Below are 22,922 nucleotides of genomic sequence, written 5' to 3'. Positions count from 1 at the left end.
TTTATACCTCCTCGTTCTGTACCTTGCGCCACGCAAGGGCAAACAGCACAGCGCTCAGCGCAAGGGTGAAGGCCAGCAGCCCCCAGTTGAAGGGGCGGGTGCCGTAGGTGACGGTGTGGGTGGCCTTGTCCCAGTTCGCCACTTCGTAGGCGCTCAGAGGGATGTAGTACCCAAAGGGCACAAAATAACTGGCAAGCGGCGGCATAAAAGCAGAGAACAGCCCCACCAGTGCCCCTACGATGCCCACGCAGAGCGCCGGCAGGGGATTGCCTATCCACAGCATCAGCAGAAATTCTCCAAAGAAGAGCATTGCGTCCACAGCCAGCGTGCAGACGAACAGATAGCATAGCTGCCCAGTGGGAAAGGCTTCGGTATAACCATGGACACGCCCCAGCACCGGAACACAGGCCAGCTCCAGCACCGTGACCAGCAGCACTTCCAGCACCCCAAAGACAGCTTTGCCAGCAAACAGGCTTCGGCGGCTTTGCAGGGTGTAGAGCAGCTTGGCGGTGTTGCCTTTAATCTCCATATCCCACAACCGGGAGGCCAGCACTGCCATCATCACCGGCATCAGAATAGCCTCAATGACGGGCAGGCTGTAAAGCAGGGCGCTGTAACCGTTAGCGAGCTCCTCCGGGTCTGCCGGGGCAAGGCCGCCCACCCACAGCACGACAATGCCGGGGATGAACAGGCAGAGAGCAAGGTCGTGCCGACGGTGGGCTTTTTGCAGTTCTGCACGGAAAGCTGCCATCTTACGCCACCTCCCCGCTGGTCTGGGTCAGGCTGAGGAAGATATCCTCAAGGCTCTTTGTCTGCGCAGTCAGTCCAACTACGCCCACGCCGCTTTCGGCAAGGGTACAGACCAGCGCCGCCAACGCTTCGTCCGGCAGCGGGGGCAGCTGCAGGGTGTCCGGCTGGTCTGCCGGTGCAGCGGCTTTTACTCCCTGCTGCTGCAGGACGGCTGCGGCTTTGGGGGCGTCCAGCACCCGCAGCAGAATGCCGCCCCGGCTGTGCTTTTGCAGCTGCTGCAAAGAACCCTCGAACAGTAGCCTGCCGTGGTTCAGGATACCCACCTGATCCACCATCTGCTCGATCTCGCCCAGCAGGTGGCTGGAAATCAGCACGGTGGCTCCGGTGGTCTGGGGCATGGAAGCAATCAGACTGCGCATCTCCTGAATGCCCGCCGGGTCCAGACCGTTGGTGGGTTCATCTAAAATCAGCAGTTTGGGGCTGCCCAGCAGCGCCATGGCAATGCCCAGCCGCTGCTTCATGCCAAGGGAATACTGCCCCACCTTCCGGTCAGCGTCTTTGGTCAGGTGCACGATCTCCAGCACCCGGCTGATGTCCTTCCGGTCCACGTCTTTCAAGTCAGCCACGATGGAAAGGTTTTCCCGGGCGGTCAGGTGCAGGTAACCGGAGGGGGATTCGATCAGGCTGCCGGTCTGCCGCAGCAGGGCAATGCGGTTTGCTTCGTTCAGGGTGTGCCCCAGCAGTTCCACACTGCCACCGGTGGGGTGTACAAGCCCCAGCAGCATCTTCATAGTGGTGGATTTGCCCGCACCGTTGGGGCCTAAAAAGCCGTAAACACAGTCCTCCGGGACAGTCAGGTTCAAATGATCCACCACCGGACGGCCATGGTAGCTTTTGCAAAGGGCATGGGTCTCAATCACAGGTTTCATAAATGGTCTCCTTTCGCATTCATGGATTTCGGAACGATGCCAGAATACACCCGCTGCCTTAAACTGACCGGAAGCGCAGCTTAATTTACCCTTAAATTTGCAGGTGTTTTCCGCTGCGGCGCAAAAAGTGTGGTATAGTAAAGGCGGGAAAGGAGAACTGCCCTTATGGATACCATTTATGATGCAAAGTTTCTCGTTGTGGATGACAACGCCGAGCTGCTGGCACTGCTATGTGAGCAGCTGCGGGGCGCAGGATATGGCCATATCAGAACCGCCCAAAGCTGCGCCGCTGCCCGCGCCTGCTTTGCGGCAGAGCAGCCGGAGCTGATGATCTTGGATATCAACCTGCCGGATGGGGACGGCTTTTCGCTGTTCCGGGCGCTGCGGGCAAAAGCGGATGTCCCGGCGCTGTTCCTCTCCGCACGGGATGCGGATGCCGACCGTTTGTTCGGGCTGGGTCTTGGCGCAGATGACTACCTGACCAAGCCTTTTCTGATGCAGGAACTGCTGCTGCGGGTGCAGCATATTTTGCAGCGGGCGTACCGGGCAGAGCTGTCCCGTACAAAACCGGCACCTTTGCAGCTGGGGGAGCGGTGCGTAGATCTGAATGATGCCATTGTTACCCTGCCAGAGGGCAAAACACTGGCGCTGACCGCTACCGAGCTGGCGCTGCTGCGGAAATTGGCAGAGAACCGGGGACACATCGTTACCTACGATGCCCTTTGTGCGGCGGTCTGGGGCGCAGATTACTATGGCTACGAGAACAGTCTGGGTGTACATATCCGGCATCTGCGGGAGAAGCTGGAAGCTGAACCCGGTGCGCCGCAGTTTCTGCGGACGGTGCGGGGCATTGGCTATAAGCTGACAAAGGGGGAAGAAGCATGAAAACCTTTGTGCGTCTGATCCGGCGGTATGTGCTGGCGGCGGTGGGCATTGTTTTGCTGCTGCTGTTTTCCGGTGTTGCAGTGCTGGGCTGGCTGGGTTGGCAGGAGGGCTGCCGCCTGCCGCAGCGGGAGTACTCCTCCAGCGAGATCGCGGATTCCATGGTGGAGACCGCCGAAGGGCTTGCCTTTGGGGCAGAACGCACCCCGCAGGAATGGATGAACGGCTACGAGTGGGCGATGGTGCTGGACGATGTGGGAAACATCCGCTGGAGCTACGGCCTGCCGCAGGATCTGAACCATGCCTACACTCCCGGCGATATCGCCAAATTTGCCCGCTGGTATCTGGCGGATTACCCGGTGTTCTGCTGGACAGAACCCTACGGACTGTTCGTCATCGGGCTGCCAAAGGGGAGCCTGTGGAAGTACAGCATTTACAGCTCACCGGACTTTGTCCTGAGCATGGTGCGGGTGCTCCCGGCAGCAGCGCTGGGAATGCTGCTGCTGGGTCTGATTCTCTGCTTCTGGCTGAGTTGGCGGGGGGCAAAGCGGCTGGAGACCGTGGCAAACGGTCTGGATACTCTGGCGCAAGGGCAGACCGTTCAACTGCCTACGGATGGTTTTGCCGGGGAACTGGCAGAAAAGCTGAACCAGACCGGGGCGCAGCTGCAAGCCAAAAATGAGATGCTTTCCCGGCGGGACAACGCCCGCACCCAGTGGATCGCAGGGGTCAGCCATGACGTGCGCACCCCGCTGGCGCTGATCTTAGGCTGGGCGGAGCAGCTGGAACAGGATGCACTTTTGCCGGACAGCTCCCGGCAGAAAGCGGTCGGCATCCGTACCCAGTGCGAAAAGCTGCGCACCCTCATTGATGACCTGAACCTGACCAGTAAGCTGGAATACGGTGCCCAGCCCCTGCGCCGGAAAGACCTCCGGGCAGGGCCGCTGTTCCGGCAGCTGGTGGCGCAGTTCTGCGAAAGCCCACTGGCAGAGCGCTGCGAGATTACGCTGGAACAGGAAGAACCAGCAGAGCAGACAGTGCTTTCGGTGGATGAGGCGCTGCTGGCACGGCTGCTGGAAAACCTGATGAACAACAGCGTCCGGCATAACCCAAAGCCGGTGAACATTACCGTGCACACCCGGCAGGTAGGGGAGCGCTTCTGCCTGACCGTGGCAGATGATGGTACTGGCTATCCGGCTGCCGTTCTGGCGGCGCTGAACGCTGCGGAGCCTGCCGAAAATGCGCCCCATATCCTTGGCCTGTATGTAGTGCAGCAGATCGCCGCCGCCCATGGCGGTATGGCAGTGTTTGGGCAGAACACCCCCTGCGGGGCAAAAACAACGGTCTGGCTGCCCGGCCGGGCGTGAACGGGGCAAAAAAAGAAAATAGCGCAAAAAACAGGCCGCTGCTTGCAGTTGTTGCAAACAGCGGTCTTATTGTTATGCTTCTTTGTTTTTATCCAGTGCATCGAACTGCTGTAAGATCTGAGGGTCTTTCAGTTTGATGACCTTGCCGGAGAGGTAGTGCAGGGTGTTTTCCTCTGGCACATCCAGAAAGCTGATGCGCACCGCGCACAGTGCCTGCGTCTTGGTGCCGGTGCGCTCGTTCATTTTGCGGTTGCCGTATTTGATATCACCCAGCACCGGCTTGCCCAGATAGGCCAGATGGGCGCGGATCTGGTGAGTGCGTCCGGTGACAAGGCCAATTTTGCACAGGGCAAAGGGACCTGCGGTGCGCAGCACGTCCACATCCGTGATGATCTGCTTGCGGCGCTCGTCCTGCGATTGATGGGCGTGGATGCTGACCTTGTTGTTCTTCTCGTCGTGCTCCCACCATGCGGTGAACCGCCCGGACTGGGGAATACCCACCGTGATGGTGTAGTACTCCTTTTTCAGCAGGTCGGTGCGGATGATCTCGTTCATGTCCCGCAGGGCGGCGTAGTTCTTGGCGGCGATCACCAGCCCCTCGGTGCCGCGGTCCAGCCGGTTGCAGATGCCGGGTTTGAAGCGGTTCTCACCGTGGGGGTCATATTCGCCCTTCTGGGTCAGGTACTGGGTAAACGCGTCCACCAGATTGGCATCGCCGGTGCGGTCGCTGTGGCACAGCAGATGGGTGGGTTTGTACAGCACTGCAAGGTTCTCGTCCTCGTAGATGACGGTCACCTTGGGCTGATTGGGCTGCTTTTTGGGGGCAGTTTTCTGCACCGGCTTTGCACCCTCGGGCGGGAAAAACTCGTCGTTGATGTACAGTTCGATCAGATCCCCCGCCTGCAAACGGTACTCCGGCGCGGCCTTTTTGCCGTTCACCTTCACCCGCTTGTTGCGGAAACTTTTGTACAGCAGGCTGGTGGGAAAATCGCGGGTCACGCTCTGCACAAAGCGCGAAAGACGCACGCCGTCATCGTTGGCGGTGGCAGTAAATTGTTTCATAAAGTTATCCTCATCGTTTTTGTCAGAATCATGCTTTTATAGTAATACAGGCGGGGCGGGATGTCAACGCGCATTCCGGTGCAAAATCCGGGTTATTTTTGCAGAACGCTTGTGTTTGCGTCGCAAAATGGGTACTATAAGGAGAGAACATAGAAAAAGGAGTACCGCCATGGCAGAGAATAAACGGCACAAGGGACATCGCCAGCGGATGCGGGAGCGGGTGCAAAGCTACGGGCTGGACAGTCTGGCCGAGCACGAGGCGCTGGAATATGTGCTTTACCTGACCAACGCCCAGAAGGATACCAACGGCATCGCCCACGACCTGATCGACCGGTTCGGGGATTTTGCGGCGGTGCTGGAAGCCAGCGAGGAAGAGCTGTGCACTGTAGAGGGCGTAGGCCCCTCTACCGCCCGGATGCTGCATCTGCTGCCCCAGATCAGCCGGTACTATGGCCGCAGCCGCACCAGCACCACCCGCTGCATCAAGACTACCGAGCAGATGGGCAGCTATCTGATGGCAAAGTTTGCGTGGTCGGACTACGAGCGCGCCATGCTGGTCAGTCTGGACAGCCGCAAGCGGGTGCGTGCCGCCGTCTGGCTGCGGGAGGGTACCTCCGACCGGGTCAGTCTGGATATCAAGAACGTGGTGGCTGCCGCCATCAAGGGCGGTACGGATGCCGTGGTGCTCTGCCACAACCACCCCAACGGGGTGGCGCTGCCCTCGCTGGAGGACATGGACGCTACCGGCAGCATTGCCAGGGCGCTGGGGCTGGTAAATGTGCATCTGCTGGATCACTTTATCCTGACCGACACCGAGTATTTTTCCATGCGGGATGCCAACCGCCTGCCCATCTACGATTTCAAGACTGGGACGCTTTTCTGGCCGTAAAACAAAAAACTGTTTACATTATAAAATATGCGTGCTATAATACAACTTGAAACAACAACGGATTGTGGTTATGCGCGCGGAAGGGAGAAAAACGATGGCAGAGGAAAAATTTGAACTGGTGTCGAACTATGCCCCCACCGGCGACCAGCCTCAGGCGATCGCACAGCTGGTGGAGGGGGTGCAGCGGGGCGACCGCTGCCAGACCCTGCTGGGCGTGACCGGCAGCGGCAAAACCTTTACCATGGCCAACGTCATTGCCCAGTGCAACCGTCCCACGCTGGTGCTGGCGCACAACAAAACGCTGGCGGCGCAGCTGTGCACCGAGTTCCGCTCGTTTTTCCCCAACAACGCGGTGGAGTACTTCGTCAGCTACTACGACTACTACCAGCCGGAGGCCTACATCCCCAGCACCGATACCTATATTGAAAAGGACAGCGCCATCAACGATGAGATCGACCGCCTGCGCCACTCGGCTACGGCGGCGCTTTCTGAGCGGCGGGACGTTATTATTGTGGCATCGGTGTCCTGCATCTACTCGCTGGGTGACCCCATCGACTACCGCAGCATGGTCATCAGTCTGCGCCCCGGGATGCAGATGGAGCGGGACGAGCTGTGCAAAAAGCTGGTCACCCTGCAATACGAGCGCAACGACGTGAATTTTGTGCGCAATAAGTTCCGGGTGCACGGCGACACGGTGGACATTTATCTGGCTTATATGAGCGAGCTTGCCATCCGGGTGGAGTTCTTCGGGGACGAGATCGACCGCATTACCGAGTTCAACCCCCTGACCGGCTCCAAGCAGAACGTGGTCAGGCACGTTGCCATCTTTCCGGCCAGCCACTATATCGTCAGTGCCGAAAAAAAGGCCGCTGCGCTGGAAAAGATCCGCGCCGAGTGCGATGCGCAGGTCAAGCAGTTCACCGCCGAGGGCAAGCTGATCGAAGCACAGCGCATTGCCCAGCGCACCAACTACGATATCGAGATGCTGAACGAGGTGGGCATCTGCAAGGGCATCGAAAACTATTCGGCGGTGCTGTCCGGCCGCGCGCCGGGCAGTATGCCCACCACTCTGCTGGATTATTTCCCGGAGGATTTTCTGCTCTTCGTGGACGAAAGCCACGTCACCCTGCCGCAGGTGCGCGCCATGTACGGCGGCGACTACGCCCGCAAAAAAACGCTGGTGGAATACGGTTTCCGCCTGCCGTCCGCCTTTGATAACCGCCCCCTGAAATTTGAGGAGGTGGAGTCCAAGCTCAACCAGATGATCTTTGTCTCTGCCACCCCCGGCGAGTATGAGCGCCGGAACAGCTCACAGGTGGCGCAGCAGGTCATCCGTCCCACGGGTCTATTGGACCCGGTCATCTCGGTGCGCCCGGTGGAAGGGCAGGTGGTGGACCTGCTGGGCGAGATCAACGCCCGCATCCAGCGGCAGGAGCGGGTGCTGGTGACCACCCTGACCAAAAAGATGGCCGAGGATCTCACCGATTACCTCACCGAGCAGGGGATCAAGGTCAAGTATATGCACCATGAGGTGGATACCTTCGAGCGCATGGAGATCATCAAGGATCTGCGCTTGGGCAGCATCGACGTGGTGGTGGGCATCAACCTGCTGCGCGAGGGTCTGGATCTGCCGGAGGTGAGCCTTGTGGCCATTCTGGATGCCGACAAGGAGGGCTTTCTACGCAGCGAGACCAGCCTGATCCAGACCATCGGCCGCGCCGCCCGCAACGCGGAGGGCATGGTCATCATGTATGCCGATGTAGTGACTGACAGCATGGAGCGTGCCATCACCGAGACTGAGCGCCGTCGCGCCATTCAGATGGCCTATAATGAAGAGCACGGCATCGTGCCTAAGACCATCGTTAAGGCCATTGCGGACAGCATCGAGATCAGCGATAAGGCCGAAAACGCCAAGCGCAACACCCGCCGCATGGGCAAGCTGGAGCGGGAGGCTGCCATTGAGCGCCTGACCCGCGAGATGAAGGAGGCCGCGAAGCTGCTGGAATTTGAGCACGCAGCCTTCCTGCGGGATCAGATCGACCGGCTGCGCCGGGGCGAGAACCCCACTGTGGACTCTGCCGCCGAGACCGAGCGCAAGCAGAACCATGCACAGACACAACGAAAAGGGAGAAAATACCTTGGCAAACGATAAAATTATTATCAAAGGTGCCCGCGAGCACAACCTGAAAAATATCAACCTGACCCTCCCGCGGGAAAAGCTGATCGTTATGACCGGCCTTTCCGGTTCGGGCAAGTCCAGTCTGGCCTTCGATACCATCTACGCCGACGGTCAGCGCCGCTATGTGGAAAGCCTTTCCAGCTATGCCCGGATGTTTCTGGGCCGGATGGATAAACCGGACGTGGACGAGATCACCGGTCTTTCACCGGCCATTTCCATCGACCAAAAGACCACCAGCCACAACCCCCGCTCCACTGTGGGTACTGTGACTGAAATCTACGATTATTTGCGCCTGTTGTACGCCCGCATCGGCGTGCCGCACTGCCCGGTGTGCGGGCGGGTCATCAGCCAGCAGACCGTGGACGAGATGGTAGATGCCGTCCTCAAGCTGGAGGAGGGTACAAAGTTCCAGATTTTAGCCCCCGTGGTACGTCAGCGCAAGGGCACTCAGCAGAAGGAGTTGGACGCCGCCCGCCGCGCCGGTTACGCCCGCGTAAAAATCGACGGCAACCTGTATGATCTGGACGAGGAGATCAGTCTGGAAAAGAACATCAAGCATACGGTGGAAATCGTGGTGGACCGTCTTGCCTTGCGCAAGGGCATCCGCAGCCGTCTGGCAGACTCGCTGGAAACTGCGCTGGCGCTCACCGGCGGCGTGGCCGAGGTGGACGTCATCGGCGGCGAGTGCATGACCTTTAGCCAGAACTTTGCCTGCCCGGAGCACGGCATTTCCATCAGCGACCTGTCGCCCAGGCTCTTCTCCTTCAATAACCCGCTGGGTGCCTGCGAAAAATGCACCGGCCTTGGCACCTTTATGCGGGTGGACGAGGATCGCATCCTGCCCAACCGCAGCCTTTCCATCCGGGAGGGTGCCATCAAGGCCAGCGGCTGGTACTACGCTGAAGGCTCTGTGAGCGAGATGTACTACCTCGGCCTTGGCAAAAAATACGGCTTTACGCTGGATACGCCCATCAAGGAGATGAGCACCGAGGCGGTGAACGCCCTGCTCTACGGCACCAACGGCGAAAAGATCGAGATGCACCGCACCAACGAGTTCGGCAGCGGGGTGTACTACAACACCTTTGAGGGCATCGTGGAAAATCTGGAGCGCCGCTTCCGCGAGACGAGCAGCGAGTGGATGAAGGAAGAGATCGGCAGCTTTATGTCCGGCGTGGAGTGCCCGGACTGCCACGGTCAGCGCCTGAAACCGGTGGTGCTTGCCGTGACCATCGGGGACAAGAACATCAGCCAGTTCTGTGAAATGTCTATCCGGGACGAGCTGGAATTTATCCGGCAAAACGAGCCGAACCTCACCGAAAAGCAGCAGCAGATCGGCGGCCAGATCATGAAGGAGATCAAAAACCGCCTGCAATTTTTGCAGAGTGTGGGTCTGGATTACCTCACGCTGGCCCGGGCGGCGGGTACGCTGTCCGGCGGCGAGAGCCAGCGCATCCGCCTGACCACCCAGATCGGCAGCGCTCTGTCCGGCGTGCTCTATGTGCTGGACGAGCCCTCCATCGGTCTGCACCAGCGGGATAACGATAAGCTTATCGCCACCCTGAAAAACCTGCGGGACCTCGGCAACACGGTCATCGTGGTAGAGCACGACGAGGACACCATGCGCAGCGCGGATTATATCGTGGACGTAGGCCCCGGTGCCGGTGTGCACGGCGGCGAGATCGTGGCCGCAGGCAGCGTAAAGGATATCTGCAAGGCCAAGCGAAGCATTACCGGCGACTACCTCTCCGGCCGCAAGCGCATTGCAGTGCCCCAGACCCGCCGCACCGGCAACGGCCACTGCCTGACCGTAAAGGGCGCACGGGAAAATAACCTGCGTAACATCGACGTCAGCTTCCCTCTGGGGGAGTTCATCTGTGTCACCGGCATTTCCGGCTCGGGCAAGTCCAGCCTGATCAACGAGATCCTGTACAAAACGCTGGCCAGCGAGCTGAACGGTGCCCGCTCTCGCGCCGGCAAGTGCGATGGGGTAGAGGGGCTGGAATTTGTGGATAAGGTCATTGGCATCGACCAGCAGCCCATCGGCCGTACCCCGCGCTCCAACCCCGCCACCTATACCGGCGTGTTCAACGATATCCGCACCGTGTTCTCCCAGACGCAGGACGCCAAGATGCGCGGCTACGGCCCGGGACGGTTCAGCTTTAACGTCAAGGGCGGTCGCTGCGAAGCCTGCGAGGGCAACGGCATTTTGCAGATCGAAATGCACTTTCTGCCGGACGTATATGTGCCCTGCGAGGTGTGCAAGGGCGCACGCTACAACCGCGAAACGCTGGAAGTGAAGTATAAGGAAAAGACCATTGCGGACGTGCTGAACATGACCGTGGAGGAAGCGGTGGTGTTTTTTGCCAACCAGCCCAAGATCGCCCGCAAGCTGCAAACGCTGCTGGACGTGGGTCTTGGCTATGTTACCTTGGGGCAGAGCGCCACCACCCTGTCCGGCGGTGAGGCACAGCGTGTGAAGCTGGCCAACGAACTGGCGCGCCGCGGCACCGGCAAAACGGTGTATATTCTGGACGAGCCCACCACCGGTCTGCACATTGCAGACGTGCACCGTCTGATCGAGGTGCTGCAAAAGCTGGTGGACGTGGGCAATACGGTCATCGTCATCGAGCACAATCTGGATCTGATTAAGTGCGCGGATCACATCATCGACCTTGGCCCCGAGGGCGGCAGCGCCGGCGGTTTGATCGTGGCCGAGGGCACCCCGGAGCAGGTGGCTGCCGTGCCCGGCAGCTTTACCGGCCAGTACCTGCGCCCGCTGCTGGAACGCGACCGCGCGCAGCGCGCCGCAGAAGCGGAAAAGCACTGACAAAAAACAGCAAAAACGAAAAAGCGCGTATCCGTGTAAAAATCAGACTTTTCTCAGAAAAAACCAAAAATAATCGAAAAATCTGTTGACAAAACGGCCTTGCCTGAGTATAATATCTCTTGTCGCCACGCTTCGGTAGGGAAGCGGCGGTCGATATCCGGGTGTAGCGCAGTTTTGGTAGCGCGCTTGAATGGGGTTCAAGAGGCCGTGAGTTCGATTCTCGCCACTCGGACCAAAAATCCAACGATTTCACGTTAGAAATCGTTGGATTTTTTTGTTTGTGGGCTGACCTCATTTGGTTTTGACCACAATTTTGACCACAATGCCAACGATTTTATCTGGTCTAATTAGTGCCGTTCCGTCCAATTTTCAGGCCGAAAACGCCTCATTGAACAACTGGATCGCACTCTGCCGAATGGATTCCTGAACATGGAGATAATGCTCAGTCATTTCGGTATCGGCATGGCCTACGATGCTCTGGATGGTCTGAATATCCACGCCCAACGCCTGCATCTGCGACACATAGGTGTGGCGGCAACTGTGCGGCGTGAGCAAGCGGACATCGCCCGCTTCTTCCAGAGATTTGCGGAATACATCCCGGAAATGGGTGGGATTGCAGGGCAAGCCGGTCTTGGGGCTTTCCCAGATGAACTGGTCGGTGGTATCCCGCAGCTTGATGGCGCACGGGCGAACATTCAGCGGCACCGGAATATCCCGGATACTGTCTTTGGATTTCGGACTGCCGATGCTGACTGTACCTTTTACGACCTTTACTGCCTGCCGGATGTGAATGACAGAGCCATCTTCTTCAATAAACTGCGGCTCCAAAGCCAGAAGTTCCTGCATTCTCATTCCAGTGCCGAGCAAAAGCCGGATGCTCAAGCCCATGCGGTCATCGGGGAGAACTTTCATTAAGTGGGCGACTTCCGCTGTGGTAAAGGCTTCCTTGCGCTTTGCGGTGCCGGTTGCCCGCATCTTTTCAGCAAGCCGGACCGGGTTACGGCGCACAAGGTCATTGGCTTCTGCCTTTTGGAAAATCTGGTAGAGCATTCCTCGTGCCTTGCTGATGTAAGAATCCGAGCGGCCATCGCGCCGCATCCCTTTCAGAAAGTTTTCAATGTCGATCGGGCGTATGACGGTCAAGGGGCGATGATAAAATCCCTCTTTGAGCATTTTCAGGCAGTATTTATAGCTTTCCTGTGTCGTGGGAGCGATATTATCCTTGTGACCCTCGAACCATGTATCTGCCCAATCCTCGAAGTACAGGATCGTGTCCAGCTGGACACCGCTGATAAGCGCATCCTGATACTCTTTCAGTTTGAGCTTGACCTCCTTCTGAGTCTTGCCATAGAAGGTCTTGAAGCGCGGCGAACCATCTTTCTGGTAGCCGTCCATCATACGTAATTCCCAGCGACCATCGCTGCGGTGGCGAAGCGTACCCTCGCCGTGTGAACGTTTGCTTGGCATATTGCCTCCTTCCTGATGTCAAGTCGTTTCGGGAATAGTATAGAAAAAGAAACCTCTTGAATCAAGGATGTCAAATCAGCCATTTACGCTGTCCGTGATCCACTGAAGAAAACGGTCTTTGGGTACGACCATCCGCTTACCGATGTGGAGCGTGGGAAAGCCGTCCGAACGGAGCAGGATGTAAGCGTTGGCGCGGGAGATGCCCAGCGCAGCAGCAACATGATCGGCTGTCAGGGTGATGGGAAGCTGCTCATACGAAGTGAACTGAGAGCGCATAGAATACCTCTTTTCTCTATATGTTGTGTTAAACGAATACAGGAACACTATATATTGCACTTTGATATGTAACAAGGGGCATCTGCGGTTTGCGGATGCCCCTTGTGTATATGGGAGGTATGCCTGAAAATGTCAGAATTTCATCGGCAGTGCGTCTTTTCTGCACTTGCCGTTGTAGGCGGTGTAGATGGGAAAAACGTATTTTTTCCATCCGCGCAGCTTTGCGGGGTCGTCCTGCCCGATGCGGTAAATATCGACCGGGTGGATGTTGCGCAGCGCACGGAGCAGCCGTTCTTCACTGAACTCGCCGTGGTACAGCTCCACAAAGTGCATCATGCCTTTCAGAACAGATGCCCGGAACGAATCGGGCTTGCCCTCCCATGCTGCCACGATCAGCCGCATCGTTTCACAGTAGAGCGGTTCGCCCATCTGCTTGTAGAGCCGGAAAGCCGTACCAACGCAGCCGATGCGGTAATCGGTCAGCTGCTGGCTGTCATAATTGAGGCTCAATCCCACCCGGTTGGTGGCTGCGAGAAAGGCTTTGGAGATGGCATCGCCGCCCACCACCTTGGCACGGAGCTTGATGCCTGCCGTCAGCGGCGCAGAGAAGCCGTTCTGCTCGGCAAAGAGCAGGGCTTCCTGCTCCACGGTCATGCCTGTGTACACCTTGCAGAGAATCGGCAGATCTTTGCCGCCGTTGCGGAGGATGCGCCCCTCGATGGTGTGCTGCCCATCCGTTACGATGAACTGACCGTTGCGGAAACTGACCTTCGGCTCATTTGCCACATATTCGTTGAAGTGGGCGGCAATCAGTTCCACACGCTTGCGCTCCACACCGCGCTGATACAGTTCGCGGGGGTAGACCAGCTTGCTGCTGTGGATGACCATGAGCTGGTACGGCGGGTTGACATGGATGAAGGGATTGGTGTTGTCTTTCAGGCGCATCGCATTTCCTCCTTGATTCTCCAGATGTACGTTTCGGCTTCTTTCAGGATTTCAGCAACCTGCTGCTTACGCTTCGGGATGGTGAGCAGACTTGGGTTGAATGTGAAGCTGTATTCCAGTCGCTGGATCATTGCGTGTACCGCAGCTTCCAGTTCGGTGTACAGCATCATGTCCTCGACACTCCCAGCATCCTCAAAGGACGATTTGATGGGCGTGTAGGGATAGAGGGGCGGCTTACCGTCAACCACCTCAGGCGGCGCGTAAGCCGCCGTAGAACGGATGATGGGCGGAAGCCGCTGAATACTCCCCATCGGGTTCAGGGCAAGGCTGGCACGGACCGCATCATCCACCCGGCTCATTTCTTCCGGGGTGAGGTGTCCGAGATATTTCAGAACCCTGCTCTTGTCTACGGTAAAAATCTGCTCTGCCTGAACGATGGACGGAACGGAGAGAAACTCGTTCACCAGCAGGCAGTGGGTCGGCTGGGTATACTTTTTTGCCGCCTTGCTTGTCAATGTGGCCACGATCAGCGTGGGCGAGTAAAAATTTCCCACATCGTTCTGAAGAACGACTGCCGGACGATTCCCGCTTTGCTCTGAACCGATGGCGTTGTCGAAACGGGTGAAGAAAATGTCTCCACGCTGGAATTTCCAGTTTTGAATCAATAGCTGTCCTCCTTTTGCAATATGTACACCGCCCGCTGCACCTACTTGGCAGTGGGCGGTGTGTTTGTTCAGCGGTTCATCACAACGTAGTCATGACCGCGCCGGGTCTGGCAGACAGTGCAAGTGTCCATGCTCCGGTCTGCGCTGGGAACAATGGCGATTTTGAACGCCTTGGATTCTACAAAACTACAAAGGCAGACACCGCAGAGCGTGCGGATGGACCGAATCATCTCCGGGGTCAGTTCCATTTCCTCGTAGATCGCTTGCTCTAAGGTGGTACGGTCGTTTTCGTTCATAAAGCCTCCTATTATGTAGGACGAAAATGTGGATATATGGAATAAGTAAAAAGAACAGACGTGGACGAAGACCGAAAACAGCATTCGGCCACGCCTGATTTAATAAGTTAAGGTCTCGCATATTCGCCCTCGGCTCCCTGCGAGTGGGGCATAAACATCTGGCAGCGGACTTGTACCGCTTCATTGGCATTTCAGCCACCCCGTCTGCTTTGTGACCGGGCCGCGAATTACGGAAGTATCATTATCGGAGTACCAGATAACGGAACTATTCAGTTTTCAAAGAACATGAGTGCAGACATTTCGCTCAGTGGCTTTCGCCATCTGGTGAATTGTCCTCTCACTTGGTAGGCATCGAAAACGCCTTTCAGACAACCTTAATTTGAAAGTTTTTGATAAAATTAGTGATTCTGCGGATTTTCTTACTAATATTCTGCTTTGTTGTGCCAAATACTTTAGAAATTTCAACGGTGTCATATTCTTCATAGGCGTATAGAGTAATCAGCTCAAGATCTGCATCCGACAAATTTTCAAGCGCAGACAGCAGCCGCTCGTCCTCAATCTCGCCGATCCATGTGAAGCGGCTCTTGGTTTCACGGTAGTGTTCGGTAATAGAAATGGCTTCCTGATACTTGTTCATAAGGGGCGAGTAGGCTTCTTCACCCTGCTCAAAGGACGGGGCAGCGATTTCCTGTGTGTGGTTCTGGTAAGAACGCGCAGCATTGAAAACAGACCAGTCATACTCATACATTGCCTGAATCGCTTCGATGCTCATGCCAGCGTCCTCATACTGCTTGCGCATGATAGCCCACTGACGGTCAAAGTTCTTCTTTTCCAAACCATAATTAAAGCCCATGTGTAACCTCCAAATTTTCGATAAAACGTGAAATGTCGAAAATTTGGAAACGCTACGGATATTTCGCCATCTGGGGCAGCCATGAAAAGAGGGCAAACATAAAACCTGCTCCTTTTCGGGAGCAGGCCATCTGAAGCTATAAAAAATAGCCGGACAACAGCCGACCGAAAGATTGGAGATCTTTCAGTCAAGCTGCTGCCCGGCCATTTGGTGCTACGTTTCATACATTGCCTTATGGCAATGGCCCGTTGCTCGGTGCTAACAGTCCATATTCAGAGTGCAGTGCACCCGATTGTTTTATAAATCTGATGTTTACTTGGCCCGAATGGAAAGGTCGAGCCATAACATTTTCCGGCAACGCCAGCATTTTATATGGATGAATCCAGTGCAGTCGGCGGTCATTCGATAAAGTTTTAAGTTGCACTTGGGGCAAAACTGCCAGTGTTCCGTAATTGCTTTCTTCTTATGATCAAGCATGACTTTCCCTCCCAAATATAAAGTTTGCTGCTATATCATAGGAGAAACGGTGGACTGCGGCACTTTGGCTCCAAAAGCGCAAAAACGCCAGCCTCCCATGGCGGGAAGCTGGCGCAGCATTGCACATCGGCATGATTATAGGCGGTGAAACGGAACGATTGTGCCGGTTTGTTGACATTCTGGTCTACGGCAGCAGACAGGCTTTTTTTGATGCGTTACCCCAATAAAAAATCACAGTTACCTCCACAAACGGCAACTGTGATTGGATAGCGCGTGAAATCGCCCGGACGAGTTACCGTTTTTTTATAACTCGACCGGGAAATACAAAAATCGGCATTATACTTCCTGCTCACAGGAAATACAAGGTTATACCGCGTCATTCACCAGAACGATACAATACTATTGAGGTGAACGATGATGCCGAATTCTGACTTGAAGGTACTTGGAGAAAAGGTTCGCAAAGAGCGCAAGCTGGCAGGTTTAACACAAGAACAACTTGCTGAACGCTGCCATGTTTCAACGAAGCATATCGCCAACATTGAAAAAGGCAGCATGAATCCATCTTACGAAATTCTTTTGGCGATTGCTCGTATTTTGCCGGTTTCGCTTGATGCGCTGATTACTCCGGGGATGGGCAAAACGGAAATAGAGTTAAAAGAGTTCAATCGAATCTATCTTTCCTGTCCAGAAGCAGTGCGGGAAACCTTAATGGACTCGACCCGCACACTGGCAAAGCACCTGACAGAGTTTTACAGTAAAATTGAAAATCCCTGAAAATGTTTTGCTTGTGGTACAGTATAGCATATTTTTCAAAGTCACTATACCAAAACGAACCCAAAAGCAAACCAATTTTATACCAATTCAGTCGATTCCCAAGCTGACCTGAATCTCTGTTTCCAAATCATTTGCCAATGCCGTATATAGTTCTTGTGGTGTGCGGCAAAGAATTGCATTGAAATTGATAGGGTCGCCCTCATTGAAAAGCCTTACATATCCCCAGCGGCATGGAACAACGTCCAAATAGGTCGCAGACTCTAAAAAGCTATGGAATTGGGTCAATACTTCTTCAAATGTTTGCATGGTTTGACCTCCTGAATTAAGTCATCTCTATTTTAGAATATTCTTGGTCATCTATGCAAGGATGCCGATTTCGTACAGCGTAGAAAACGATAAAGCCATACCGAAGAATCCTACTAGGATCTTACGGTATGGCTTTTATTACAGATTGCGATTCGACCGCACCAATTCCGATGATGGGACAAATTGATATCCAATGTTGGAAACCGTTTTAATATAACGGGGGTGATCTTTGTCATCCTCTATTTTCTGACGGATTCGACCGATCGTGCTGGTGACGGCTCTCAAATAGCTTTCGCTGTCCTTATGCCAGACTGCTTCAAAGATCTGCTCCTTTGTAAACAGTTTGCCCGGATGCTGTGCCATCAAACTCAAAACACCGTATTCATAACGACTCATGTACACCTCTGTTCCATGTTTGAAAACACGGTGGTGTTCCAAGTTGATTTCCAGATCGGGACGGCTCAGAGCGTCTGTGGGATTCCGCATCAAATCGAACCATTCAAAAATCGTCTGCTCTTGCGGTGGGCAGTGATCCTTCGTGATGCGAACAACAACTTCGATTCTTTGCATACAATAGACAATCCTCCCCCAAAGCCAAATCTATATCACTCGATACGACGGCTTTTTTTCTTTTGCCGTCGTCCGGCAGAATGTTATTCAATATTTAATTCAATGCTTCCTGTGAAACTCTCGCATTCAATTCCGATATAATTTCCACCATCAGGAAGTGTAATTGTGTCACTATAAGTTCCGGTTGTTTCAATCAAAGTGACTGCTTTATCAGATCCAGAAATCCAAAATACTTTTGCAGTACCTTCCGTAACCTCCAAAGTGCAGTCAATAGACAGTTCCTTACCGGCTTCTCTTTTTATGGAAGTTCCTCCGAACAAATACTCTGTATCTGAAAAATCCTCATAATCAGCCGTATAAGTTCCTGTATAATCATCGATTCCTTTTTCTTTTGTTCCTTCCAAAGATGACTTTCCTGTAAGCTCTATGGCTCCAGCCGACTGAACGATATTATTATAATGATCGAGAATTTCATCTTTTGAACAGTCAGAAAGCATAAAACTTCCCAAAAGGACAAATGCCAATGCTAAAACTATTTTCTTCATAAAATCATCACCAGCCTTTCTTTGGAGCTACCTTTTTGGCCTTTTTCTTTGTTTGGGTTGCTTCTCGTTCTTTCATGCACAAAATCAAGATGGCAGAAATAACGACAGCAAGCGCAAGACTGCAAGAACAGGTTCCGATATTCCAGTTGACTGCGGTATCATAGCTACGGTAGCCTACCATTCCAAGACTTGCGGTAATCGGATAAAGGTTTGCTAATGTCATATTTCCTGCGGCAAACATCCCTCCATATCCATAGACAAAAGCAATGATTACACCGACTAAAAAGCTGCCTGCCCTCCGACAAGTAAGAGCGATAATCGGCAGAACCGCAAGATATAAAAAGAAATTAACCGCAGTAATCTGCAAGGTTGCTTTTAGAGCTAAGGAAATCTCAAAGCCGGGAAATCCCACAATCATTTCTGCTATGATTGTAAACAGACTGCATATCAGCCCGAAAATAATAGACAATACGCCGCACACAATCAATTTTCCGGTCAGCAGTTTCTTAAAAGAAATCGGCACAGTCAGAATATTTTTCAATGTATCATCCGTCTGCTCACGAGAAATCATATATCCAGCAATTAGGCTGATACACATCGGAAAAATCATGGACATATTGTTTTTGATGACCTGTTCTGTAAGATAGGCGAAATCCCAAACGGAACCATCATTCGCCATAGAGGTAAACAAGGTCAGCAGGACGGATAGGAGCATGAGTGCAACGCCCGCCCAAAGGATATGATACCTTTTCAATTTATAAAATTCTGTTTTTACAATGCGAACCATGTTTATTCCCCCCTCTGCTTATATAATCTGTCAATTAGTAAGAACGAAACCAATGCCATGATCCCAAGAATGAATACAACTTGAAATGTTGAAGGAATTAGCCCTGTCATTTGCTCCAAGTCCATTTTTATTCCATGAGCCGCCATATCTCCTGCACTCCAAAATGTAGTCAGTGGCGTGGGCAGAAGCCATAACATGGTTTTAGGCAGCGTGTCAAACAATGCCGTAGCACTCATGTTCAGAACACTGTAAAAGACACACAGCAAAATGGAAAAAACGTAGGTCTTACTGAAAAAGACAACAAGAACGATCAACGGGAGTGTTCCTGCCGTAATGAAAATTCCTGTTTCAACCGCTAAAAACAATTTATAGCCTATTCCATAAACTTCCAATGTTCCAAATCCGCAAAGAATTGTTGCAATGGTAGAAGCCACACAAAAAACAATTCCAAAGAGAAACAGGACAATAATTTTTGCAAGCACCATTTGCGTGCTGGTTACGGGAATTGTACGCAGATTTTTGAATGTGTCGTTGTCGCGTTCCATAAAAAACAGGATAGCGGCAATCACACCGATAATGCAGGGCAGTAAAAACTGGATACCATATCCCAACACCATGTTAAATAGTCCGTCGAAAGCATCTGCCCGATCCGTATATCGCTCCATCATAGAGGGCGTTGTCATCAGATAAGTCAGCGGGATTGGAAACAGGAACGCAGCCAAAATAATCAGCGGAATAAATTTCTTCCGTTTCAATTTCAAAAATTCGCATTTGATTAGTTTAAGCAATTCCTTCGCCCCCTGTCACACGCTTGAAGTAATCTTCAAGACTTTCTTCACAGGTATGTGCTTCTGATACCTCCAATCCGTTTTCTACAAAAGCAGTTACAATTTTCCCCACGGGTAGCTCCATATTGTGTAGACGCAGATTGTGGTCGTCTTGTATGGAAAAATGGGTTTCATGGAAATTGCGTTCCAAAATTCTTGCCGCCTGTGCAGTATCAGAGAGCGTAAACCGGATATGTTTACTGCTTTTTTGCTCCAACTCAGCAAGGCTTTCTTCTTCCAGCAATGCACCGTGGTCAATAATTCCAATATCGTCAGCCAGCAAGGAAATCTCCGAAAGAATGTGACTGGAAATCAAAATAGTTTTTCCTCTTGCGTCGCAAAGCTCCCGAATAAAGGAGCGTACTTCTGCAATACCGATGGGATCGAGACCGTTGATCGGCTCATCCAAAATCAAAAGCTCCGGATCGTGCATAACGGCAAGGGCGATGGCAAGCCGCTGCTTCATACCAAGAGAATACTGTGAAAAGAGCTTTTTATCTTTGTAGGGCAGTTCTACCAGATCCAGAGCATCTTTGATAGCATGATTGTTTGGTACGCCCCGCAGAGTAGCAAAGATACGCAGGTTCTCTGTGCCGGTCAGATTGGGATAAAAACCGGGGGACTCAATCAGGCTTCCGATACGGGGCAACAGCTTCTTTTCGTTCCCTTGCAAAGACGTTCCCCAGATTTTGACCTCCCCGGAAGTCGGCTTCGTTAAGCCCAACAGCATTTTCATGGTAGTGGTTTTTCCGGCTCCGTTTCTGCCCAGCAGACCGTAAATTCTCCCAAACTTCACATGGATATTTAAGTCAGCCACACTCTTTTGTGAGCCGTATTGCTTCGTCAGATTTTTTGTTTCAATGATATAATTTGTATCCATATTCAAAACCTCCTGTTCTGTAAGGTATTCTATCATGCCAACCTTGCATTAACCTTGCCGCAACCTTGCATTAACCTTGCAATTTGAAATCCAGTAAAATGACAAAGGCTCCCGCCATAAAGACGGGAGCCCGCTTAACTCTCCAAAGGAAAAAGCAACATAAATTCGGTTCCTTTTCCCGGCAAACTTTCAACTGTTATACTCCCACCCATCTTTTCTACAAGCTGATGGACAATAGAAAGACCAAGACCGCTTCCTTTTTCAGACCGTCCTTTGTCACACTTATAGAGCCGTTCAAAAATGTGTTTCAAATCTTCCTTCTCAATTCCCACTCCATTATCCGCCAGCAGCAGCTCCATGTTATTTTCCTTCTTTGACAGGGCAATTTTGATTTTGTCTGCATGGCTGTGAGCGATTACATTTTGAATGAGATTATTGACAATCCTCATATAGCTGTCCATATCCAATCTTACCCGGACAGGATGTTCGGGAATATCAATGTCATACTCAACCTGTTTATCCTCAAAAATCGGTATCCAGTCAATGAGGATATTTCTTGTCAGCTCTGCGGCCTCAACACTCTGGATCTCCAAAGCAAACTCGTTAGAATTTAACTTGAACCAGTCAAAGAGTACATCAATATATTCTTTCAGATCATGGGCTTTCCGGCGGGCGGTTTCAATATAATCATCCCGGTCTTTTCCTGTGACCAGTCCTTTGTGTGCAGCGTCAAGATACCCAATCAGAGTAGTAAGGGGCGTTCGCACATCATGGGAAAGGCTCGTCATAAGCTGGCGGTTGGTTTCTTCTGTCTGCCGTACAGTTGAAAGTCTGCTTTCATAGGCCACAACGATCTCATTGATTTCATAGGCAAGAGGTGCTGTCAGTTCATTTGTTGCAGATAGAATACGCCGGTTGCCATTTCCGTTTTTCACATCAACCAGCACATCGGTCATTTCTGCTATTTGTTTTTTTACACGCCGAACGAGAACGATGGAAGTCAATACAGCCACAACAGCAATCACAATGGACAAGAATACGATAATTTCCATGCTGACTACACCTCCTTATTAAACCGGTAGCCAATCCCTTTGACCGTTTGTATATACTTTGGGCTTGAAGGATTGACTTCTAATTTTTTACGAAGCCGACTGATAATCGCCATAATGTTACTGTCATCATAGAAATATTCTTCGCCCCAAACTTCCTCATAAATCTGCTGTTTTGTCAAAATTTTCCCTTGATGCTTTGCACAGTACAGGAGCAGATCAAATTCCTTTGGTGGAAGTTCAAAAGTGCCATTTTCCGTCGTAACAGAACGATTTTCAAGGTCAATTTGCAATCCATCAAAATCCAGTTTTTGCACAGCTCCGGCTTGATGATTAAAACGGGTGTAGCGGCGAATGAGGGACGCAATACGGGCAATCAGTTCGTCCATATCAAACGGTTTTGTCAGATAATCGTCCGCTCCGGCCCGTAAGCCCCGTACTTTAGAAATGCTGTCATTTTTAGATGTGAACATCAAAATCGGCAGACTGTTCTCTTTGCGGATTTCTTCCAGCGTTTCAAAGCCATCCATACCGGGCATCATCACATCCAGCACTACAAGCTGGTATTCCTGCTCTCTTAATTTTTGCAAGCCTTCTTTCCCGGTATTACAAAAATCAGCTTCTATGTTTTCTGCTTGTACGCTACGTTTAATCAAAGCGCACAGCTCTCTGTCATCATCTATAATCAGGATTTTATTCATGGCGCAACTCCTTCCCTCGTTTTGTCCTTCCGTCAATCGGCTTTTCTGCGTTCTTTGGGATCAGCCAAACACCAGCCATCTTTACAGCGCCGGGGATACGCCCAGCAGCGCAATAGTAATTTACTCTACGAGGTGTCACGCCCCACTTCTCGGCGGCCTCTTTCAATGTCATATAGTCCATTTCGCACCTCCACAAAGTACATTATAGTTCCTCATCTCGAATAATGCAAGAAACATAATATGAATTATAAAGTTTAATCTTACTGCATTCTCTGAACTTAGGATACTCATTAGAATGGGGGTTAAGATAACGATATAGATGCACTTCACCTTGCCCTCATACTGCGGCAACAGGGCTTTCAGTGCTTCAAGATTATCGCCGTGGATGATCATGTTCTCACTGTCGTTGTTCTCGGTGTGCTGCCTCTGCTCACCAAAACTGTATTGCCGCTCCAGCACCCGGAAGGGAACTTCCTGATGATGGTTCACGACTTTATTTTTACCGATCCATTCCAAGGTTAGCATGGCGTTTTTCTCCAATCTAAAAATTTCAAACTGCGGACAAAAAGGACGCATTGTTGTAGCAAGCAGGGCTTTTGTCTATACAAACGCCATTTTT

The 22,922-nt window shown here is 52.6% G+C and carries 25 protein-coding genes and 1 tRNA gene; 7 read left to right on the top strand and 19 right to left on the bottom strand.

Going from position 1 to position 22,922, the window contains the following annotated elements; all coding sequences use genetic code 11:
• Window position 1: 1 nt before the first annotated feature.
• Together DXB44_RS12780 and DXB44_RS12775 are read right to left on the bottom strand one after the other, a co-directional pair.
• Window positions 2-751, bottom strand: a complete 750-nt coding sequence (locus DXB44_RS12780) for an ABC transporter permease (RefSeq protein WP_118658964.1) — start codon at window positions 749-751, stop codon at window positions 2-4.
• 1 nt (window position 752) lies between these two features.
• Window positions 753-1,679, bottom strand: coding sequence for an ABC transporter ATP-binding protein (locus DXB44_RS12775; RefSeq protein WP_118658963.1), 927 nt, complete (start codon window positions 1,677-1,679; stop codon window positions 753-755).
• 165 nt (window positions 1,680-1,844) lie between these two features.
• On the opposite strand from DXB44_RS12775, the gene DXB44_RS12770 reads away from it, so the two are divergent.
• Both DXB44_RS12770 and DXB44_RS12765 read left to right on the top strand, forming a co-directional pair.
• The gene (locus DXB44_RS12770) at window positions 1,845-2,564 is read left to right on the top strand and encodes a response regulator transcription factor (RefSeq protein WP_118658962.1); all 720 of its coding nucleotides are present in this window, start codon (window positions 1,845-1,847) and stop codon (window positions 2,562-2,564) included.
• Window positions 2,561-3,928 carry a HAMP domain-containing sensor histidine kinase gene (locus DXB44_RS12765; RefSeq protein ID WP_118658961.1) on the top strand — a complete coding sequence of 456 codons (1,368 nt, stop codon included), beginning with the start codon at window positions 2,561-2,563 and terminating at the stop codon, window positions 3,926-3,928. The genes DXB44_RS12770 and DXB44_RS12765 overlap by 4 nt, the downstream gene beginning before the upstream one ends.
• A 72-nt stretch (window positions 3,929-4,000) precedes the next feature.
• Here DXB44_RS12765 and DXB44_RS12760 read toward each other — a convergent pair whose 3' ends face one another.
• The gene (locus tag DXB44_RS12760) at window positions 4,001-4,990 is read right to left on the bottom strand and encodes an RluA family pseudouridine synthase (RefSeq protein ID WP_097779991.1); all 990 of its coding nucleotides are present in this window, start codon (window positions 4,988-4,990) and stop codon (window positions 4,001-4,003) included.
• Window positions 4,991-5,159: 169 nt separating this feature from the next.
• Between DXB44_RS12760 and DXB44_RS12755 the strand changes: the two genes are divergently transcribed.
• From DXB44_RS12755 to DXB44_RS12740, 4 genes are all read left to right on the top strand, one after another.
• Window positions 5,160-5,879, top strand: coding sequence for a JAB domain-containing protein (locus DXB44_RS12755; RefSeq protein ID WP_055186335.1), 720 nt, complete (start codon window positions 5,160-5,162; stop codon window positions 5,877-5,879).
• A gap of 94 nt (window positions 5,880-5,973) precedes the next feature.
• Window positions 5,974-8,031 carry an excinuclease ABC subunit UvrB gene (uvrB, locus tag DXB44_RS12750; RefSeq protein ID WP_118658960.1) on the top strand — a complete coding sequence of 686 codons (2,058 nt, stop codon included), beginning with the start codon at window positions 5,974-5,976 and terminating at the stop codon, window positions 8,029-8,031.
• Window positions 8,018-10,885, top strand: a complete 2,868-nt coding sequence (gene uvrA, locus DXB44_RS12745; protein ID WP_118658959.1) for an excinuclease ABC subunit UvrA — start codon at window positions 8,018-8,020, stop codon at window positions 10,883-10,885. The genes uvrB and uvrA overlap by 14 nt, the downstream gene beginning before the upstream one ends.
• A 157-nt stretch (window positions 10,886-11,042) precedes the next feature.
• A tRNA-Pro gene (locus tag DXB44_RS12740) sits at window positions 11,043-11,120 on the top strand.
• A gap of 134 nt (window positions 11,121-11,254) precedes the next feature.
• Here DXB44_RS12740 and DXB44_RS12735 read toward each other — a convergent pair.
• The 6 genes from DXB44_RS12735 to DXB44_RS12710 form a co-directional block, all read right to left on the bottom strand.
• The gene (locus DXB44_RS12735; RefSeq protein WP_242651551.1) at window positions 11,255-12,352 is read right to left on the bottom strand and encodes a site-specific integrase; all 1,098 of its coding nucleotides are present in this window, start codon (window positions 12,350-12,352) and stop codon (window positions 11,255-11,257) included.
• Between the two features lie 75 nt (window positions 12,353-12,427).
• Window positions 12,428-12,628: a helix-turn-helix domain-containing protein gene (locus tag DXB44_RS12730; RefSeq protein WP_005927005.1), complete on the bottom strand. Its 201-nt coding sequence runs from the start codon at window positions 12,626-12,628 to the stop codon at window positions 12,428-12,430.
• Window positions 12,629-12,760: 132 nt separating this feature from the next.
• Complete coding sequence (locus tag DXB44_RS12725) at window positions 12,761-13,573, bottom strand: DUF6551 family protein (RefSeq protein WP_005930924.1); 813 nt, start codon at window positions 13,571-13,573, stop codon at window positions 12,761-12,763.
• Window positions 13,564-14,238, bottom strand: coding sequence for a type II toxin-antitoxin system PemK/MazF family toxin (locus tag DXB44_RS12720; RefSeq protein ID WP_005930921.1), 675 nt, complete (start codon window positions 14,236-14,238; stop codon window positions 13,564-13,566). Before DXB44_RS12720 ends, DXB44_RS12725 begins: the two co-directional genes overlap by 10 nt.
• Before the next feature lie 68 nt (window positions 14,239-14,306).
• Window positions 14,307-14,534 (bottom strand): hypothetical protein, encoded by a 228-nt coding sequence (locus DXB44_RS12715; protein WP_015538297.1) that lies wholly within the window; start codon window positions 14,532-14,534, stop codon window positions 14,307-14,309.
• A gap of 364 nt (window positions 14,535-14,898) precedes the next feature.
• Entirely contained in the window at window positions 14,899-15,387 is a 489-nt protein-coding gene (locus DXB44_RS12710) for a hypothetical protein (RefSeq protein ID WP_005930914.1), read from the bottom strand.
• Window positions 15,388-16,278: 891 nt separating this feature from the next.
• On the opposite strand from DXB44_RS12710, the gene DXB44_RS12705 reads away from it, so the two are divergent.
• Entirely contained in the window at window positions 16,279-16,638 is a 360-nt protein-coding gene (locus tag DXB44_RS12705; RefSeq protein WP_005930902.1) for a helix-turn-helix transcriptional regulator, read from the top strand.
• A gap of 87 nt (window positions 16,639-16,725) precedes the next feature.
• Here DXB44_RS12705 and DXB44_RS12700 read toward each other — a convergent pair whose 3' ends face one another.
• The 10 genes from DXB44_RS12700 to DXB44_RS14830 form a co-directional block, all read right to left on the bottom strand.
• A complete protein-coding gene (locus tag DXB44_RS12700) occupies window positions 16,726-16,944 on the bottom strand; it encodes a hypothetical protein (RefSeq protein WP_005930900.1) in 219 nt (72 codons plus the stop codon).
• A gap of 138 nt (window positions 16,945-17,082) precedes the next feature.
• On the bottom strand, window positions 17,083-17,514 hold the full coding sequence (locus tag DXB44_RS12695; RefSeq protein ID WP_055186329.1) for a response regulator transcription factor: 432 nt from the start codon (window positions 17,512-17,514) through the stop codon (window positions 17,083-17,085).
• A gap of 83 nt (window positions 17,515-17,597) precedes the next feature.
• Entirely contained in the window at window positions 17,598-18,059 is a 462-nt protein-coding gene (locus tag DXB44_RS12690; RefSeq protein WP_055186328.1) for a hypothetical protein, read from the bottom strand.
• 7 nt (window positions 18,060-18,066) lie between these two features.
• Window positions 18,067-18,846 carry an ABC transporter permease gene (locus DXB44_RS12685; RefSeq protein ID WP_055186327.1) on the bottom strand — a complete coding sequence of 260 codons (780 nt, stop codon included), beginning with the start codon at window positions 18,844-18,846 and terminating at the stop codon, window positions 18,067-18,069.
• Between the two features lie 2 nt (window positions 18,847-18,848).
• Entirely contained in the window at window positions 18,849-19,634 is a 786-nt protein-coding gene (locus tag DXB44_RS12680) for an ABC transporter permease (RefSeq protein WP_007882992.1), read from the bottom strand.
• Window positions 19,627-20,553 carry an ABC transporter ATP-binding protein gene (locus tag DXB44_RS12675; protein ID WP_055186326.1) on the bottom strand — a complete coding sequence of 309 codons (927 nt, stop codon included), beginning with the start codon at window positions 20,551-20,553 and terminating at the stop codon, window positions 19,627-19,629. The genes DXB44_RS12680 and DXB44_RS12675 overlap by 8 nt, the downstream gene beginning before the upstream one ends.
• A 134-nt stretch (window positions 20,554-20,687) precedes the next feature.
• Window positions 20,688-21,605 carry a HAMP domain-containing sensor histidine kinase gene (locus DXB44_RS12670; protein WP_117930518.1) on the bottom strand — a complete coding sequence of 306 codons (918 nt, stop codon included), beginning with the start codon at window positions 21,603-21,605 and terminating at the stop codon, window positions 20,688-20,690.
• Window positions 21,606-21,610: 5 nt separating this feature from the next.
• Window positions 21,611-22,303 carry a response regulator transcription factor gene (locus DXB44_RS12665; RefSeq protein WP_069423988.1) on the bottom strand — a complete coding sequence of 231 codons (693 nt, stop codon included), beginning with the start codon at window positions 22,301-22,303 and terminating at the stop codon, window positions 21,611-21,613.
• The gene (locus DXB44_RS12660) at window positions 22,296-22,484 is read right to left on the bottom strand and encodes a helix-turn-helix domain-containing protein (RefSeq protein ID WP_118658958.1); all 189 of its coding nucleotides are present in this window, start codon (window positions 22,482-22,484) and stop codon (window positions 22,296-22,298) included. The genes DXB44_RS12665 and DXB44_RS12660 overlap by 8 nt, the downstream gene beginning before the upstream one ends.
• Entirely contained in the window at window positions 22,472-22,828 is a 357-nt protein-coding gene (locus DXB44_RS14830) for a hypothetical protein (RefSeq protein WP_243111158.1), read from the bottom strand. Before DXB44_RS14830 ends, DXB44_RS12660 begins: the two co-directional genes overlap by 13 nt.
• Window positions 22,829-22,922 lie beyond the last annotated feature (94 nt).

It is taken from the genome of Faecalibacterium sp. OM04-11BH, assembly GCF_003482185.1.
In the GTDB taxonomy this organism is placed as follows: domain Bacteria; phylum Bacillota; class Clostridia; order Oscillospirales; family Ruminococcaceae; genus Faecalibacterium; species Faecalibacterium tardum.
This window is presented reverse-complemented; position numbering and strand designations above follow the sequence as displayed.